The organism is Hyphomonas polymorpha PS728, assembly GCF_000685315.1.
GTDB lineage: Bacteria > Pseudomonadota > Alphaproteobacteria > Caulobacterales > Hyphomonadaceae > Hyphomonas > Hyphomonas polymorpha.
This window is the reverse complement of the sequence record NZ_ARYM01000028.1, coordinates 1-15,157: the sequence shown is the minus strand read 5'-3', so window position 1 is coordinate 15,157 and position 15,157 is coordinate 1. Positions and strand designations below refer to the sequence as shown.

Genomic DNA, 15,157 nt, shown 5'->3' with positions numbered 1-15,157 from the left:
GATGACCGCGAGATGTTGCAGCTTACTTTACGTAAGGCATGCCTCAGAAGGAGCCGCGCAGCGTGACCCCGAAGGTGCGCGGGGCGCTCATATAGGCGTTGTTGTCGCCAGATTGGAGCGTGGTCGCGAAGTGGTTCGTGACATAGCGCTTGTCGAATGCGTTCTGCACCCAGCCTTCGAGCGTCCAGCCATTGGCAGACTTCACGCCGAGGTTAAGGTTCAGAAGGCCGAAACCGCCCTGTTCCAGCATGTTCGAGTTGTTGGTGAGGTAACCACCCGAATACTGCTGGTTGATGCGGCCAACGAGGGAGTAGGTCTCGCTGATCGGCTTGTCGAGTTTCAGCGACACGCTGCCGGAGAACTCCGGGGCAACCGCGAAGCGGCGGCCGGAGAGGACCGGGCCCAGGGAGGCATCTTCGCCGAGCTGGGCTTCGGGCAGGTAAGTCACGGCGGCGTCAAGCGACAGGATGTCGTTGATCTCAAGCGCGCTTTCGACCTCAAGGCCATAGACCTCTGCCGTGCCGGCATTGAGAACCTGGAACTGCGTGCCGACGAAGCGCGCGACCTGCAGGTCGGTCATGTCATTGTAGAAGGCCGAGAAGTTGGCACGGCCGCGGCGATCCCAGAACTGGGTTTTCAGGCCAAGCTCGTAGGCGTTGACGAATTCCGGATCGTAGCGCGGATCGCCAGGGATAGCGTCCGGGAAGTAATCCGGGTTCTGACGGAAGCCGCCGGCTGCGTTGGCGTCGAGATTGACCCCGCCTGCCTTGAAGCCCCGGTTGTAGCTGGCATAGAGCATCGCATCTTCATTGAAGTGATACTGGATGCCGAGCGTGCCGCTGAAGGCTTCGTCGGTCTTGGACTCGTTGAAGTGGGGCGCGGGTTGAACGCCGAGCACCTTGTACACATCAAGCGGGTTAGGACGGTAGTAGAGGTTCTCGAACTGGCCCTGCTTCTTCTCCTGCGACCAGCGCAGGCCGGCGGTGAAGCCCCATTTCTCGTTCAGGCGGCCATCCCACTGGCCGAAGAAAGCGAGGGACTCGTTGTTACCTTCGATGACTTCGACTGAACGCAGACCAGGGGAGGCATCAAAGACGAGGGTGGCAGGGAGGGTGGCAGCATAGACGCGCTGCAGGTCTTCACCCCACCAGCCGGTGCGGCCGGACTTGATGGATTCGTCTGAATAGAAGACGCCGGCCACATAGTTGGCATTGCCTTCCGCGCCGAAGCCATGCTCGCCGGAATAGCTGAATTCCTGCGAGAAGAAGTTGCTCTTGAACTTCTCGTGCAACAGCAGAAGGTCTGCGCCGGAGAAGTCTGCGTCGGTCGTTTGATCGACTTTATACTGACGAAGCGCTGTGACCGAAGAAAGCTTGCCGGGGCCGATGTCCCAATCCGCCTTCAGGGTGTAGCCAGTGTCCTCGACCAGTTGGTCCGGTGTGTAGTTCAGGACAGACTGATATTCATCCTTGCGGCGGGACGTGGGCACAAGGCCGCGCTCGCGGATGATCTGGTCGACGACATCCTGAATAGGGCCGGGATTGCTGTCCACGGTGCCGAAGCAGCAGTTTTCATCCGAGCGGGCATAGTCTGCGATCAGGCGGATGCGGAAATCATCGGTCGGCTCATACAGGAGCTGGGCCTTGAGGCCGTTGCCGCTGCGTTCGTTGTAGTCTTCGCCCGTGTTGGGGTTTTCGAAGAAGCCGGCGCGGTTTGCGCTGATGGCGGAGATGCGCAGGGCGGCGTTCTCGCCGATTGGGGCGTTGACGGTCACGGTGCCAGTGACAGCTTCGTAATTACCGATGGTGAGCGAGTAGTCACCACCCGTCTCACCGAGGACCGGCATGGAGCTTTCCAGCAGGATGGCACCGGCAGAAGTGTTCTTGCCGAAGAGGGTGCCCTGCGGGCCGCGCAGCACCTGGAGGCTGCCGATGTCCAGGAAGTTCTGGAGGGCTGCGCCGGGACGCGAACGGTAAACGCCATCAACGAACACGCCGACCGCGCCTTCGAAAGCGCGGCTGGCGCCCGTGGTGCCGATGCCGCGGATCTGGAGGTTGGCGGAGGTGGCGGGGTTGGAGGTGTTGCGGAAGGTGACGCTTGGCGAGACGGAGGTAATGTCGCCGATGTTCTCGACGCGCGCTTCGGCCATGAATTCGGAATCAACCGACGTGACCGCGATGGCGGTTTCCTGAAGGTTGGTCGCCCGGCGGGTGGCGGTGACGACGACCTGGTTGAGTTTGAGATCGGCTTGGCTGGCTTCTTCCTCTGCGGGCTGCTGCTCGGTCTGGGCGGCAGCAACAGGCGCAAAAAGGGCGGCCAAGGCCAACACGGATGAGCCGGTGAGCAGTGGGCGGCAATTGAGTTTCTTCAAGAGAATTCTCCCTGGGCTGATAATCATCTGGGCTGGCGCAGGCACGCGCGGATGATGGCCAGACAGGCCAAAGCCTCAGGGATCGCGAACCAGAAAGGCCGCGCCGCGAATTGCTTTCGTCTGTTCAAGGAAGCCTCGCGCCGTGACACGCACGCAGTGAGGACGCCTCCCGCCATTATCAGCCGCGCAATGGTGCTCACGCTGCCGGGGTCTGTGCCCCGTGGCCAGCGATAGGGAACCCTTAACGGCCAGTCAAACGGTTTCGAGTTCTTTTTTATGACGGTTCAGGGAGTGTACTGCAGGCAACACGGCCTTCAGTGGAGAGTTTGCAGCCGGGGGTAGTGGAGGAATTGCGGGTCTGGAAAAAATACACAACAAAAACAGAATAGTATTCTAAATTTGTCTGAGGTCGGACGCGGTTTCCGCAAGAGATAAGCCTCGTCAATGTATCCTGTACAAACATAAAGGAGGGTGATTTTGCCCGCCTTGACCTGGCGCCAAAGCGAATCCGGGGGTGGGGATGGAGCCCGCTTCGGAAGGGGCTGCGCCGGCGTTTGCGCAGCCCCTTCCGGACAGGATCAGAGAACGTTCAGGCTGACATCGATGTTGCCGCGCGTGGCGTGCGAATAGGGGCAAACTTCGTGCGCTTCGGCGACGAGCTTCTCTGCCTCATCACGGTCCACGCCCGGAATGGCCACATCCAGCTTCACAACCAGGCCGAAGCCTTTATCCTCGCGCGGGCCGATACCGACGGTGGCCGAAACGGTGGTATCGGCGGGCAGTTTGAAGTGATTGCCGGACGAAGAGACAGCCTTCATCGCGCTGAGGAAGCAGGAGGCATAGCCGGCGGCGAACAGCTGTTCGGGATTGTTGCCATTGCCGCTGCCGCCCAGCTCCTTGGGGAGGGCGAGGGCGACATCAAGCGCGCCGTCGGTGGTTTTGGCGCGGCCATCACGGCCGCCAGTGGCTGTCGCGGTGGTTTTGTAGAGAACGTTGATGGCCATGGGGAGCATCCTTTCGTGTTGGTTCCGGGCTTTAGAATCTCTGGCGATTAAATCGCGTGCGATATATATTGCGCGCCGCCGTTAAGACTTCAAGTCTTGCGATTAAATCGTGTGCGATTTATATTTCGGCCATGACAAAAAAACGCGTGATGCCTGCTGATGGTTCCCCGGTGACAGGGCCGGCGCTGCTGGATCATGCAGTGTGTTTTGCCGTGTATTCGGCAGGCCTGGCCTTCAACCGTGTCTACAAGCCGATCCTTGATCAGTTCGGGCTCACCTATCCGCAATATTTGGTGATGATTGCCCTTTGGCAGGCCGAAGGCCAGACGGTGAGCGAACTGGGCGAGCATCTGTTCCTGGAGTCCAATACGCTGACGCCGCTGCTGAAGCGGCTGGAGGCAGCGGGCTTTGTAACGCGCAAACGCGATGAGGCCGATGAGCGACAAGTGCGGATTTCGCTGACCGCCAAGGGGCGCAAGGTTCTGGAAGAGTCTTCCTGTGTGCCCCAGCAGATATTCGAGGCGGCCGGTATGCCGGCGGAGAAGCTGGCAGCGCTGCGAAGCACGCTGGCGGACCTGCGGGATAATCTGCGGGGCGCCGTCGAAAAGGCCTAGGCATTTGCCTTCATCAAAGCGCCAGATTGCCGGATCAAGACAGCCGCGCGGTGGACATGTAGTGTGCGCCCGATTCCTTGATGGAGGGGGGCGTTCCCATGAAATATCGCACAGGTGTGGCCGCGATTGCCGGCGTTCTGATGATGGCAGCTTGCCAGGCCAATGGCGCCGCGCCGGCTGCAGAGAGCGCAAGCCTGCCGCCGACGGCGCAGGCCGAGATTGGCGAGATGCGCGAAGGTAGCGGCATTCTCAACGGCTATCTGGGCGCCCAAAGGCTGCCCGATAGCGCCGCGCTGTTGCCCCCACCGCCGGTGGAGGGCTCTGCCGCTGCGATGGCTGATCTGGAAGCCTACCAGACGACCCGCGCGCTGAAAGACACGCCCCGCTGGACGCAGGCGCAGGCCGACAATGAACTGAAATTCCCTCAGGCGATCCATTCCTATAGCTGCGCGCTGGGCGTCGGCATCACCGAGGAGGGGGCGCCCCACCTTTACACCCTGATGCGGCGGACGCTGACCGATGCGGGTTTCTCCACCTACCGCGCCAAGCAGATGTATCAGCGCACCCGGCCGTTTGCTCTGCTGGAGGAGGAGAGCTGCGTGCCGCATGAGGAAGAGATGCTGCGCGGGGACGGGTCTTACCCCTCCGGCCATGCTGCCCTTGGCTGGGCATGGGGGCTGGTACTGGCAGAGCTGGCGCCGGAGAAGGCCGATGCGCTGCTGCAGCGCGGCTATGAGTTTGCCCAGAGCCGGATGGTGTGCGGGGTTCACTGGCAGAGCGATGTGGAGGCCGGGCGCGTGATGGGCGCGGCAACCGTGGCGCGGCTGCATTCTGACCCGGTATTCCTGGCGCAGGCGAAGCTGGCGCAGGCGGAGATCGAGGCCGCCAGGACGGCGGGCGCCGTGCCGGAGGGCTGTGGGGCACCGGAAAACTAAAGGGGCAACCGCGCGGAGAATGCAGAGCGTAAACGAGGTGTAAACGAGTTCTGTTGGATTGAGAAAGCTTGCCCCAGAGTGGGCAAGAGTTTCCAACGTTTGCACAAGGCGCGCGTTCATGACCGGACAGGTTCGTTCTTCTTCCCAGGCTTCCCCCCCCTCGATTGCCCGTATCATTGCCGATGAGCTGGGCGTGCAGGAGCGGCAGGTTCAGGCCGTTATCGAACTGCTGGAGGAAGGCGCGACCGTTCCCTTCATCGCGCGCTACCGCAAGGAGCGCACCGGCGGGCTGGACGATACGCAGCTGCGTACGCTTTCGGAGCGGCTGGACTATCTGACGGACCTCGCCAAGCGCCGGGAGACCGTGCTGAGCGCCATCCGAGAGCAGGGCAAGCTGACCCCGGTACTGGAGCGCGAGATCAACTGGGCGATTACCAAGGTGGCCCTGGAAGACCTCTACGCGCCTTACAAGCAGAAACGGCGCACCAAGGCGACTATCGCGAAAGAGGCAGGCCTTGAGCCGCTGGCCGAACGCCTGCTGGCCAATCCGTCTCTTTCGCCCTTCGACGAGGCGAGGGCCTTCATCGCATCTGGCAAGGGCGTGAAGGATCTCGACGCTGCGCTGGAAGGCGCGCGCGACATTCTGGTGGAGCGTATTGCCGAGACGCCACGCCTTGTTGGCAAGGTGCGCGAGACCGTTTGGAAAGAGGGCAAGCTCGGCTCCAGTCTTGTCAAAGGCAAGGAGCAGGAAGGCGCGAAGTTCGCTGACTATTTTGATTTTGACGAACCGGTTACCGCGATGCCGTCTCACCGTGCGCTGGCGGTCCTCCGTGGGCAGAAGGAAGGCGTGCTGAAGGTGAAGCTGGCTGTGCCGGTGGAGCCGAGCCGTGAGCATCCTGCGCTGCGTGAAATCCGGAACGAATTCGGCATCGCCAAGAAGGGCCGCCCCGGCGATGACTGGCTGATGGAAACGGCAGAGGCGGCGTGGAAATCCAAGCTCGAGCCATCCTCCTCCCGCGATGTCATCAGCCGCGTGAAGGAAGGCGCAGACCGCGAGGCCATCAAGGTGTTCTCGCGCAACATGCACGACCTGCTGATGGCGGCGCCGGCGGGCCCGAAAGTGGTGATGGGCATCGACCCCGGCATCCGCACGGGCTGCAAGGTGGCCGTGGTTGACGCGACCGGCAAGCTGCTGGAAACGGCGACGATCTATCCGCATGAGCCGAAGAAGGACTGGGCCGGATCGCTGATGACGCTCGCAACGCTGTGCAAGCGCCACAAGGTTGAGCTCGTCAGCGTCGGCAACGGCACGGCAGGGCGCGAGACCGAGAAGCTGGTCGGCGAACTCAATACCAAGCTGCCAGACCTGAAGCTCACCAAGATCATGGTGTCGGAAGCCGGTGCGTCGGTGTATTCGGCTTCGGAACTGGCGGCGAAGGAATTCCCACAGCTGGACGTGAGCCTGCGCGGGGCGGTGTCGATTGCGCGGCGCCTGCAGGATCCGCTGGCGGAGCTTGTGAAGATCGAGCCCAAGGCGATTGGCGTAGGCCAGTATCAGCATGATGTGGACCAGACGGGCCTTGCCCGCTCGCTCGACGGCGTGGTGGAAGACTGCGTGAACGCGGTGGGTGTGGATGTGAATACGGCGTCTGTGGCGCTGCTTTCACGCGTGGCGGGCCTGAATGCGACGATTGCGGCGAATATTGTGGCCTACCGGGAGCAGAATGGCCCGTTCAAGGCGCGAACGGAACTCAAGAAGGTGCCCCGCTTCGGGCCGAAGGCGTTCGAGCAGGCCGCTGGCTTCCTGCGTATCATGAACGGCAAGAACCCGCTGGATGCGTCTGCCGTTCACCCGGAAGCCTATCCGGTGGTGGAGCGTATTGCCAAGGCGGCTGGCCGCAAGGTGGAGACAATCATCGGCGACAAGGGCTTTGTCGCCAGGCTGAAACCGGAAGACTATGCCGATGAAACATTCGGTGTGCCGACGGTGAAGGATATCCTGAAAGAACTGGAAAAACCCGGCCGCGACCCGCGCCCGGAATTCAAGACGGCGACCTTCCAGGAAGGCATCGAGAAGGTGACGGACCTCAAGCCCGGCATGCGCCTTGAGGGCGTGGTGACCAATGTGACAGCGTTTGGCGCATTCGTGGATGTGGGCGTGAAACAGGATGGCCTGGTGCATATCTCCGAGATGTCGGACACGTTCATCAAGGACCCGCATGAGGTGGTGAAGACCGGGCAGGTCGTCAGCGTTGTGGTGATGGATGTGGACGTTGCGCGCAACCGGATCGGCCTCAGCATGAAGCAGGGCGGCAAGCGCCCCTCCGGCCCGCCGCCCAAGGGCGGGGCTGCGCCTTCGGGAAAATCTGCGCCCGCGAAGGAGCAATCCAAGGCGTCCGACAGCCCGTTCAGTGTCCTTTCGCGTCTCAAATAGGACAGGCCTAGACAGTCTGGTGACATATCGGGACAAATCCGGACAGGAATTGTAGACAGGCAAGGCCGCTGCGGAACCACGCGGCGGCCTTCGTTCATCTGGCCGGGAATGCCATGTCGGTTTCGCTGCTTCTGACGCTCTTTCTCGGCGCCTTCCTCGACGCGACGCTGGGCTTTTGCTTCTTCGTGTTCGGGGAAGCCTTCTTCCTGATGGCGGGCGGTCTGCTGTTCACTGAACATGCGTTGTGGGCCGTCGCGGCGGTGCTGGTGGGGGCGTATGCGGCTGACCAGACGGGCTTTCTGATCGGGCGACAGATGCGCCCCTGGTTTCACCGGTTCGTGCTGGCGCGCCGGTCACGCCGGGCGGTATTGCACAAGACGCGGCGACTGCTGCGCCGGCACGGCATCAAGGCGGTGGCGGCCTCTCGGCTGCTGGGGCCCGTCGCGTGGTTCATGCCGCCAGTTTGCGGCAGCGCGGGCATGGCCTGGCGCCGCTTTGCGGCGGGGTCGGCGATTGGCGTGACGCTGGGCGTCGGCATGTTCGTGGCGCTCGGCTATCTCATCGCCTGGGGCGCGGCGCGAGGGGACGTGGATGTCGAGGCCTATATCCGGGCGCATAAATGGGCGCTGCTGGCCGGCGGGCAGGCGGTGTTCATCCTGATGGGCGTGATTTCGCATTATGTTGGAAACGCTCTGTTTCGGCGCGTGTGAAGGCGGCGAGTTCCTCCGCCCCGTTGCGGGCGCGCAGGGCGGGCGCAAGGGACCGGGCGCGGGCTGTCATTGCTGGACTGATGAGCGACACCAACCGGGCTGCCATCTCGTCTTCTGTCGTTTTGCCGGTGATATGGGGCGGAGCAACGCCGATCTCGCGCAGGCGGACGGCATGCCAGAACTGGTCCAGCCGGTCTGGCACGATGAGTTGGGGCGTACCTGCGCGCAGGGCGGTGTCCAGCGTGCCGGCGCCGCCGTGATGGATGACTCCGGCGCAGAGCGGAAAAAGCGCTGGATGAGGCACGGGGCCGGCCACCAGATGGCCTTCGGTGAGGTCAGTCGGCAGCTTGTCTGCGAGGCCGGCGGAGAGGATGGCGCGCAGGCCCAGCCGCCGGATGGCGCGCATTAGGCGGGATATCTGCTCATGCTCGGCATCGCTCTCGAAGGAGCCGAGGCCGACATGGATGGGCGCCGCGCCTGCCTGCAGGAAGTCCATCATGGCGGCCGGCAGAACCTCCGGCCCCTGAATATCCAGGGAGGGGTAGGGCATCAGATAATCGTTCGCCTTCCAGTCCGATGGCGGAGACGCCACGAGGGCGGGAGAGACGCTGGTGATGCGCGGCAGCGGCTGGCCGAGATGCCAGCTTGTGCCGCCCTTGGGAATGACCGGCAGGCCAAGGCAGCGACGATACCCCTTCAGCGCCTGAAGCATCATCTGCTGGGCCAGGCCCACTGCGCCATACGCCACTGGCGCCATCCAGTTGCCATGCCAGGGATGCCACATCATGGCGCAGGGCAACTGCCAGGTCGGGCTGAGAGCAGTTTGCTGGGCACTGAGGATGTAGGGGATGCCGTGGGCCTCGGCGGCAACACGCGCGGGCGCGCAGATGCTGTTGCCCAGAACAATATCTGCCCTCTCCGCCGCCATCAGGCAGTGGGCCGTAATGTCGTCAACATAGGGCACGATCATCTCGTTCCACTGGGCGAAAAATTTTACCGGATTGGTCAGCGTGCCGCGCTGTTCAGCCTCGACATTCCATTCGGTGAGCGAGAATGCCGGGGGCGGCGCGGGCGTCACGCCATGGGCGGCGATGGTGGCCGTATAGTCGCGCGGCGCCATCAGCGTCACGTCCGCGCCGCCCGCCATAAGGGCGCGCGCGGTGGTGATGTAGGGCATCACATCGCCCAGGCTACCCAACGTCTGGATCGAAACTTTCATGCAAATTCCACCCGCACCCGCCGCAGCTTGCGATCAGAGGGGGGGGGCAGCGCAGCGGCAACCGGCTTTATTTCCGGCGCAGCGCCGCAGGCTGTGAACAGGGTGCGCAGGCTTGCCGCAGCCGTCTGCAGACAATCGGCTTCTTCGGTTTTGAGTTCCAGGCGCACCGTGTTCTGGCCCGTCTGAATAACCCGGAAATCGGAGATGCGCTTGTCAGCTTTCAGCACGGCATTGCGGATCACATCCGGAGTGACGCGGACTGGGCTGCCGAAGCTGGGCAGGGTGAAAATATCATCGCAGCGGCCATGCACCTGCTGGATAGCCCGGTGCGGCAGGCCGCAGGGGCAGGGAATAGGCGCAAATTCCAGGACATCATTCATCCGGTAGCGGATCATCACCTGCGTCTCGCGGGAGAAATCGGTGATCAGGGGCGTGACCAGATTGGCGCTGCCCTCGAGAGGCAGGAACTCGAACGCAACCTGATCTTCGAGAAGGTGCAGCGTGCCATGCGGGCAGGCGATAGCGAACAGGCCCTCTGTGGCCATGTAGATTTCCCGCACGATGAGATCGAAGCGGGTCTCGACGACGCGGCGGTCTTCCTCGTCCAGCACTTCGGCGCCCGAGAAGATGCGCTGTGGCGCAATCTGCGTGTCGCTCTCTGCCAGGGCGCGCAGGAATTTCGGCGGACCAACAATGACTGTAGGCTGAAATTCTGTAAGCGGCGAAAACTGGGCCTCGATGCCAAGGCCAAGATCAAAGAAACGTAATTGCAAACGACCGCTTTCATTGGCCGCGTCATAGAGGCGGCTGTTGGCAGGCAGGACGATTGCCACGCGGTGGCGGCACGAGAGGAAGTCCGGGAGTGCGCGCGAGAGGATTGTGCCGAGCCAGCGATAGCGCTCGCGTTCTGACACGATATAGAGCCCGCGATTGCCCGATGTCCCAGTGCTGGCGCCTATGGCGTAGCCTTCGGGGGATGTGCCCGCTTCCAGATGCGCCCAGCCTTCGGCCGCGGTGAGCCCGAGGCGGTTATAGCTGGCGAAATCTGCCATCAGCGCGGCCTTGTCCATAATCGGCCAGTCCTGCAGGAAACGCCCCCGGAGGTCTTCGAAGGCGGGCACTCTGCCGGCCTTGCGGCGCAGAAAGGAATAAAGGCGGCGCTCTTGCGCGCGCAAGAGGCCTTCGCGATCCTGATACAGCATCTGCCGGCGGCGTGCTTCAAGGAAGGCGGCCAGCGTGAAAAAGGCGGCAGCGGGCTTCATTCCGGCGCCTCCGGGTCGTGACAGAGAACAAGTCTGCCGCCGAGGGACACAAAGTTCCGTATACGGGTTGCCGTCCGCGCTGCCTCTGCCGGGTCATCGAGGATCAGGCGGGCAGGATAGCTCGGGGAGCGGTCTTCCAGAATGGCCCGGGCAAGCCAGTCTGCGTCGGCGGCATAGAGGATGGGCGCGACAGGGTTGCTGAAGAGGAAGCCGGTATGGCCGCGCATATGACCGGGCAGGGGAACGGCCAGCACGCTGCCATCGCCAAAAATATCTGCTGCTTCGCCAAGTCCCATGGACGCTTCCTGGCGCGGAAGGGTTTCGAAGCGGAGCACTTTTTCCTGAAGGCCGTCCGGCAGGAGTTCGCGGAAACATCCCTTGTGCGTGCGTCCGATCCAGCTTTTGGAAAGGAAATGGTCGAGCGCTGCGCCATCGGCGAAAATGCGCGCTTCGGGATAATCCCTCAGGGCGCTGACATGATCGGCATGGAGATGGGAAAGGAGGATGACATTGATGGCAGGATCGGCGCCGGGGAGAGCGCGGTCTGTCAGTTTCGGAGCGAGGATTTTCGAATACAGCCACAGGGGCGCGCTGCGCCTGCCGGTGGTGACGCGCGGGGAATAGCCGGTGTCGATCAGGCACCGCCCGAAAATGCGATGGTCAAAGCGGCCATAACGCACCGGGATGCGCAGCCGCCGCCAGCCACCGCCTTTAAGGACCAGCCTCTCCGGCGCTGTAACGAAGGCGCTGTTGGGGAATTCCGGTATAATCATGGGGATACCTTCCGGAAAGTTCGGGCTACGCCTTCGTCAAAGGAAACTCGCGGGCGCCAGCCTAGTTCCCGGGTGATACGCTCAAGGCTGAGCGTCTGCCGAAAGGCGAAGAGGCCCGCGCTGTACGCGGTCACCGGGGGTTCAGGCCTGCCGGGCAGAGCGTTGCAGAGCGTTTCGCTGGTGCGCGCGGCAGCCAGCACGAGCGGCCAGGGCATATTCCGCCAGCGGACGGAAATGCCTGCCATCGCCCCCGCCCGTTCGGCAACATTACGGATGGAGAGGGCCTCTCCGCCGGATACGTTGTAGATGCGAGAGGGCGCGGCCGGCGCGCGCAGGGCGATGATAGCAGCGTCGGCCACGTCATCGATGTAGGTCAGGTCGGTTGCTGCCATGCCCCCGCGCATCAGAGGCAGGGGGCGGCTGGCAGCTGCGCGCAGCAGGCGGGGCAAGAGGGCGGTGTCGCCTGGGCCGTAAAGCCCGCGCGGGCGCAGGATGACCGGGGAAAGCTCCGGCGCCGTCAGGACCAGTGTTTCGCTCGCCGCTTTGGTGGCGGCATAGGCGTTGACGGGGGGCGGCAAGGGCGCGTCTTCAGTCACGCTGTCCTGATCGGTAAAGCGAAAATAGATGCTCGGCGAGGAGATATGAATAAAGCGGCAGACCCCGGCCTGCTGGGCCAGCAGAATGGCGCGGCGCGTTCCGGTGATGTTGGCTTGCTCGAAAGCAATACGCGTGCCCCAGGGCGAGGAAAGCGCGGCGCAGTGGATGAGGCCGTCTGCGCGAAGCGCCGAGAGCGGATCATCTGAGGCAAGATCAAGTAAGCAAATCTCTGCGCCCAGCCTTTCCAGTGCCGCGAGCTTTGCGCGGTCGCGGCCAAGCGCGACGACGCGCTCGCCTTCCTGCAACAGGCGGCGGGCAATCGCGCCGCCGAGAAACCCCGTGGCGCCGGTGATGAGGATCCCGCTCATCCTTCCAGTGTTGCGCCTCCGATGGATACGCCAGCAGATGTGCCGATCAGCAGAACCTTGCTGCCGGAGGGGATTCGGCCTTCGCGGCGAGCGGTGTCGAGGGTCATCGGTATGGAGGCGGCAACAAGGTTTCCGGTCTGCTTGACGGTAGCGACCACACGATCCCGTGCAAAGCCGCATTTGCGCACCATATGCTCCAGCGCCAGCGGGCTGGCCTGGTGGGGAATGACGAGATCCACATCCTCCTGGCGCCAGCCTGTGCGGGCGAGCAAGCGGTCAATGAAATCCGGCAGGCGGGTCCGCGTCAGTTTGAACAGGGCGTGGCCATCCATGCGGAAGAAGGCGTTTTCCTCGAAGGCGGCTCGGTTGGTGTGGAAGTCATACCGCGTGCCGCCCGCAGGCAGGGCGCAATAGTCATAGCCCTCCGCCCAGGTTTCGATGGCAACTTCGCGGAGATGAAGGCCGGTTGACTGGGGCGGGCCGAGCACAATGGCTGCGGCGCCATCGCCGAACAGGGCGGCTGTGGCTGGATCATCCGTCCACGGCAGAGCGCGGGTGGCAATCTCGCTGGCAACGATCAGCACATGCCGGGCCCGGCCTGCGCCGATATAGAGCGCGGCGACCTCCATCGCGGCCACCGCGCTGAGGCAGGTGGCGTTCACGTCATAAGCCGGGGATGCGCAGTGCGTCAGGCCCAACTCCCGCTTTAACAGCGTGGCGGTTGAGGGGATGGGCTGGCGGCCGACTGCAGAGGCAAAGAGCAGAAGGTCGATGTCTGCCGCATCAAGATTTGCCTCGGCCAGCGCCTGCTGCGCGGCGGCGAGGGCGAGGCTCTCCTGGGTTTCACCGTCTGCCAGCACGGGCCGGCAGACAACGCCGCTCGCGCCCTCCAACCAGCCGGTGGGCTTGCCGAGGCGCGTGTCGATCTCTGCCGAGAGGAGATGTTTACCTCCGGCGCGGGCGCCTGTGCCAAGAAGGGCTGTGTTCAGCATGGCAGGTCTCTGTCAGTCTCGTTTATATTTATAAGTGAGTATTTACTCACTATGGATTGGCGCGTCAAGTGGCTTTGTTCGACCGGGCGGTTTTGTGAGGAAGGTTCAGCTTCTGGGAGGGGAAAGAGCGGCAGGCGTTTCATGACAGGCCCAGGAAAAAGGCGTGGGGCGAATCCAATCCCCAGGCTGACGTTTTTCTATGGCGCAGTCGCGGCACAATGTCTAAGTAGGCTCAATGAGCCGCAGATTGACCCGCACCGGACACCTGCACCCCAGAGGACTGCTGATTGCAGTGCTTGGGCTCATGATGCTTGCCGCTGTGGCGATTTCGTCCGGCAATATGGCAACGCAACCTGTTCTGTCTGTTACAGAAGCCGGCAAGGGATCGGCAGAGATTGCCCACGCTGTTCTGCCGAAGGCAGACCGTGATGGGCGCCTTCGCCTGCAGGTGATGCCGTCTGACGGCGATGATATGCCCCAGGCCGTGTTTGCGGTGTTCGAGGGCTATTCCTTCCCGCCGGCGGCTCACGGGTCCCTGCCTGATCCGCCGCGCAGCGCTGACGCTGCGCCGCATCTTTCCACCCGTTTTTCGGCGCCTCGCGCGCCTCCCGTTCCGGCCTGATGTACGGATCGCTGCGCCTGTAGCGCAGCCTGCCGCTCATCCCGATCAGTTGTGATCTGCCTTGCCTCCCTCCGAGGCAGATCCCAGGCCGGGGCGGAGATCAGACTCCTCATGCTCGTACCCCTGTCAGAGGCGCTGCTTCTCCAGCTGTCTCTGAGCCTGCGTGGATCTTCGTCCCGGCCAACCATCGGATGAACTGCAGCCCCGTCGCGCCGTCTGCGGACCTTTCTGTCCGCCCGGCGCCATCACCGGCCGCCATGCTCGATGGCCTCCGGTTTCAGGCACCCGAAGGAATTCAGCATGCGCACCAGCCGAACCGCCCTGGTCACTTATATTCTCATCATCATTATCGGGCTGCTCGCGGCCCTGCCGAACGTGTTGTCCCCTCAGCAGATCGCGGCGATGCCGGACTGGCTTCCCAAGAAGCAGATCACGCTGGGGCTGGACCTACGTGGGGGCTCCCACCTTGTTCTGGAAGTGGACGCCCCCGCGCTGCGGGCGGACCGGCTGAAATCTCTCGCCGCCGAAACGCGCACCTTGATGAGCACCGAAGCCGTGCGCGGTAAGGTTCAGGTAGAGGGCGATACCGTGACCGTTCGGATTACCGACCCCGATGGTCGCGCGCGCATTCTCGCCCGGCTGCGCGAGCAGGTGACCCAGGTTCAGCAGGTGGGGCTCAAAGGCTCGGTGCCGGACATTGTGATCCAGCCGGGCGGCGATCTCATCACGTTGTCTCTGTCGGAAGCCGGTACGGCAGACCGGATCAACCAGGCAATCGGCCAGAGTGTCGAGATTGTCCGCCAGCGGGTGGACCAGGTGGGCGTGGCCGAGCCGACGATCCAGCGCGTGGGGACAGATCGAATCCTCGTTCAGCTGCCCGGTCTTCAAGACCCGACGCGCTTGCGCGAACTGCTCGGTTCCACCGCTCAGATGTCGTTCCATATGGTGGCGCCGGAAACCTATGGCGCGCCCCCACCCGAAGGGGTCAGCCTGCTGCCGGATGCCAAGACCGGTCAGCCAATGCCGGTCTATGACCGGGTGGCCCTCAGCGGGGAACGCCTGTCGGACGCCCGTTCCGGCTTCGACCAGCAGACCAACCAGCCGATTGTCACCTTCCGCTTCGACGCTGTAGGCACCAAGCAGTTTGCGGACATCACCAAACAGAATGTGGGCAAGCCCTTTGCCATTGTGCTGGACGGCAAGGTGCTCACCGCGCCGGTCATCCAGGGGCCCATCCTCGGCGGATCGGGCCAGAT

Annotated in this window: 13 protein-coding genes; 6 read left to right on the top strand and 7 right to left on the bottom strand. The window is 63.2% G+C overall.

Translation table 11 applies throughout. The annotated features are described in order from the left end of the window. Window positions 1–43 precede the first annotated feature (43 nt). Window positions 44–2,371, bottom strand: coding sequence for a TonB-dependent receptor (locus tag HPO_RS17195; RefSeq protein WP_051612760.1), 2,328 nt, complete (start codon window positions 2,369–2,371; stop codon window positions 44–46). Between the two features lie 578 nt (window positions 2,372–2,949). Then, window positions 2,950–3,375, bottom strand: coding sequence for an organic hydroperoxide resistance protein (locus tag HPO_RS17185; protein WP_035601581.1), 426 nt, complete (start codon window positions 3,373–3,375; stop codon window positions 2,950–2,952). Window positions 3,376–3,506: 131 nt separating this feature from the next. Between HPO_RS17185 and HPO_RS17180 the strand changes: the two genes are divergently transcribed. The 4 genes from HPO_RS17180 (at window position 3,507) to HPO_RS17165 (ending at window position 8,068) form a co-directional block, all read left to right on the top strand. After that, the gene (locus HPO_RS17180) at window positions 3,507–3,989 is read left to right on the top strand and encodes a MarR family winged helix-turn-helix transcriptional regulator (protein ID WP_084324415.1); all 483 of its coding nucleotides are present in this window, start codon (window positions 3,507–3,509) and stop codon (window positions 3,987–3,989) included. A 98-nt stretch (window positions 3,990–4,087) separates the two neighbouring features. Next, window positions 4,088–4,924, top strand: coding sequence for an acid phosphatase (locus HPO_RS17175; protein ID WP_051612758.1), 837 nt, complete (start codon window positions 4,088–4,090; stop codon window positions 4,922–4,924). 118 nt (window positions 4,925–5,042) lie between these two features. Beyond that, the gene (locus HPO_RS17170; protein WP_051612756.1) at window positions 5,043–7,358 is read left to right on the top strand and encodes a Tex family protein; all 2,316 of its coding nucleotides are present in this window, start codon (window positions 5,043–5,045) and stop codon (window positions 7,356–7,358) included. Window positions 7,359–7,471: 113 nt separating this feature from the next. Then, complete coding sequence (locus HPO_RS17165) at window positions 7,472–8,068, top strand: DedA family protein (protein WP_035601578.1); 597 nt, start codon at window positions 7,472–7,474, stop codon at window positions 8,066–8,068. Here the strand turns inward: HPO_RS17165 and HPO_RS17160 are convergent. The 5 genes from HPO_RS17160 to HPO_RS17140 are packed head-to-tail and all read right to left on the bottom strand — an operon-like array spanning window position 8,010 to window position 13,279. Next, complete coding sequence (locus HPO_RS17160) at window positions 8,010–9,287, bottom strand: glycosyltransferase (protein ID WP_035601575.1); 1,278 nt, start codon at window positions 9,285–9,287, stop codon at window positions 8,010–8,012. The two genes, HPO_RS17165 and HPO_RS17160, sit on opposite strands and share 59 nt — an antisense overlap. After that, window positions 9,284–10,549 (bottom strand): F390 synthetase-related protein, encoded by a 1,266-nt coding sequence (locus HPO_RS17155; RefSeq protein WP_051612754.1) that lies wholly within the window; start codon window positions 10,547–10,549, stop codon window positions 9,284–9,286. The genes HPO_RS17160 and HPO_RS17155 overlap by 4 nt, the downstream gene beginning before the upstream one ends. After that, window positions 10,546–11,322 (bottom strand): MBL fold metallo-hydrolase, encoded by a 777-nt coding sequence (locus HPO_RS17150; protein ID WP_051612753.1) that lies wholly within the window; start codon window positions 11,320–11,322, stop codon window positions 10,546–10,548. The genes HPO_RS17155 and HPO_RS17150 overlap by 4 nt, the downstream gene beginning before the upstream one ends. Then, window positions 11,319–12,287: an NAD-dependent epimerase/dehydratase family protein gene (locus tag HPO_RS17145; RefSeq protein ID WP_035601572.1), complete on the bottom strand. Its 969-nt coding sequence runs from the start codon at window positions 12,285–12,287 to the stop codon at window positions 11,319–11,321. Before HPO_RS17145 ends, HPO_RS17150 begins: the two co-directional genes overlap by 4 nt. Beyond that, a complete protein-coding gene (locus HPO_RS17140; RefSeq protein ID WP_035601567.1) occupies window positions 12,284–13,279 on the bottom strand; it encodes a 3-oxoacyl-ACP synthase III family protein in 996 nt (331 codons plus the stop codon). The genes HPO_RS17145 and HPO_RS17140 overlap by 4 nt, the downstream gene beginning before the upstream one ends. 235 nt (window positions 13,280–13,514) lie before the next feature. Between HPO_RS17140 and HPO_RS17135 the strand changes: the two genes are divergently transcribed. Next, window positions 13,515–13,901, top strand: coding sequence for a hypothetical protein (locus HPO_RS17135; RefSeq protein ID WP_157532905.1), 387 nt, complete (start codon window positions 13,515–13,517; stop codon window positions 13,899–13,901). 300 nt (window positions 13,902–14,201) lie between these two features. Then, window positions 14,202–15,157, top strand: a 956-nt coding sequence (locus HPO_RS17130) for a SecDF P1 head subdomain-containing protein (protein WP_035601562.1), incomplete at its 3' end; no start/stop codon positions are given.

Bases quoted from the DNA above. Each gene is read 5' to 3' on its own strand.
- HPO_RS17185 (WP_035601581.1), bottom strand. From the start codon at position 3,375: ATGGCCATCAACGTTCTCTACAAAACCACCGCGACAGCCACTGGCGGC.
- HPO_RS17180 (WP_084324415.1), top strand. From the start codon at position 3,507: ATGACAAAAAAACGCGTGATGCCTGCTGATGGTTCCCCGGTGACAGGG.
- HPO_RS17175 (WP_051612758.1), top strand. From the start codon at position 4,088: ATGAAATATCGCACAGGTGTGGCCGCGATTGCCGGCGTTCTGATGATG.
- HPO_RS17170 (WP_051612756.1), top strand. From the start codon at position 5,043: ATGACCGGACAGGTTCGTTCTTCTTCCCAGGCTTCCCCCCCCTCGATT.
- HPO_RS17165 (WP_035601578.1), top strand. From the start codon at position 7,472: ATGTCGGTTTCGCTGCTTCTGACGCTCTTTCTCGGCGCCTTCCTCGAC.
- HPO_RS17160 (WP_035601575.1), bottom strand. From the start codon at position 9,287: ATGAAAGTTTCGATCCAGACGTTGGGTAGCCTGGGCGATGTGATGCCC.
- HPO_RS17155 (WP_051612754.1), bottom strand. From the start codon at position 10,549: ATGAAGCCCGCTGCCGCCTTTTTCACGCTGGCCGCCTTCCTTGAAGCA.
- HPO_RS17150 (WP_051612753.1), bottom strand. From the start codon at position 11,322: ATGATTATACCGGAATTCCCCAACAGCGCCTTCGTTACAGCGCCGGAG.
- HPO_RS17145 (WP_035601572.1), bottom strand. From the start codon at position 12,287: ATGAGCGGGATCCTCATCACCGGCGCCACGGGGTTTCTCGGCGGCGCG.
- HPO_RS17140 (WP_035601567.1), bottom strand. From the start codon at position 13,279: ATGCTGAACACAGCCCTTCTTGGCACAGGCGCCCGCGCCGGAGGTAAA.
- HPO_RS17135 (WP_157532905.1), top strand. From the start codon at position 13,515: ATGAGCCGCAGATTGACCCGCACCGGACACCTGCACCCCAGAGGACTG.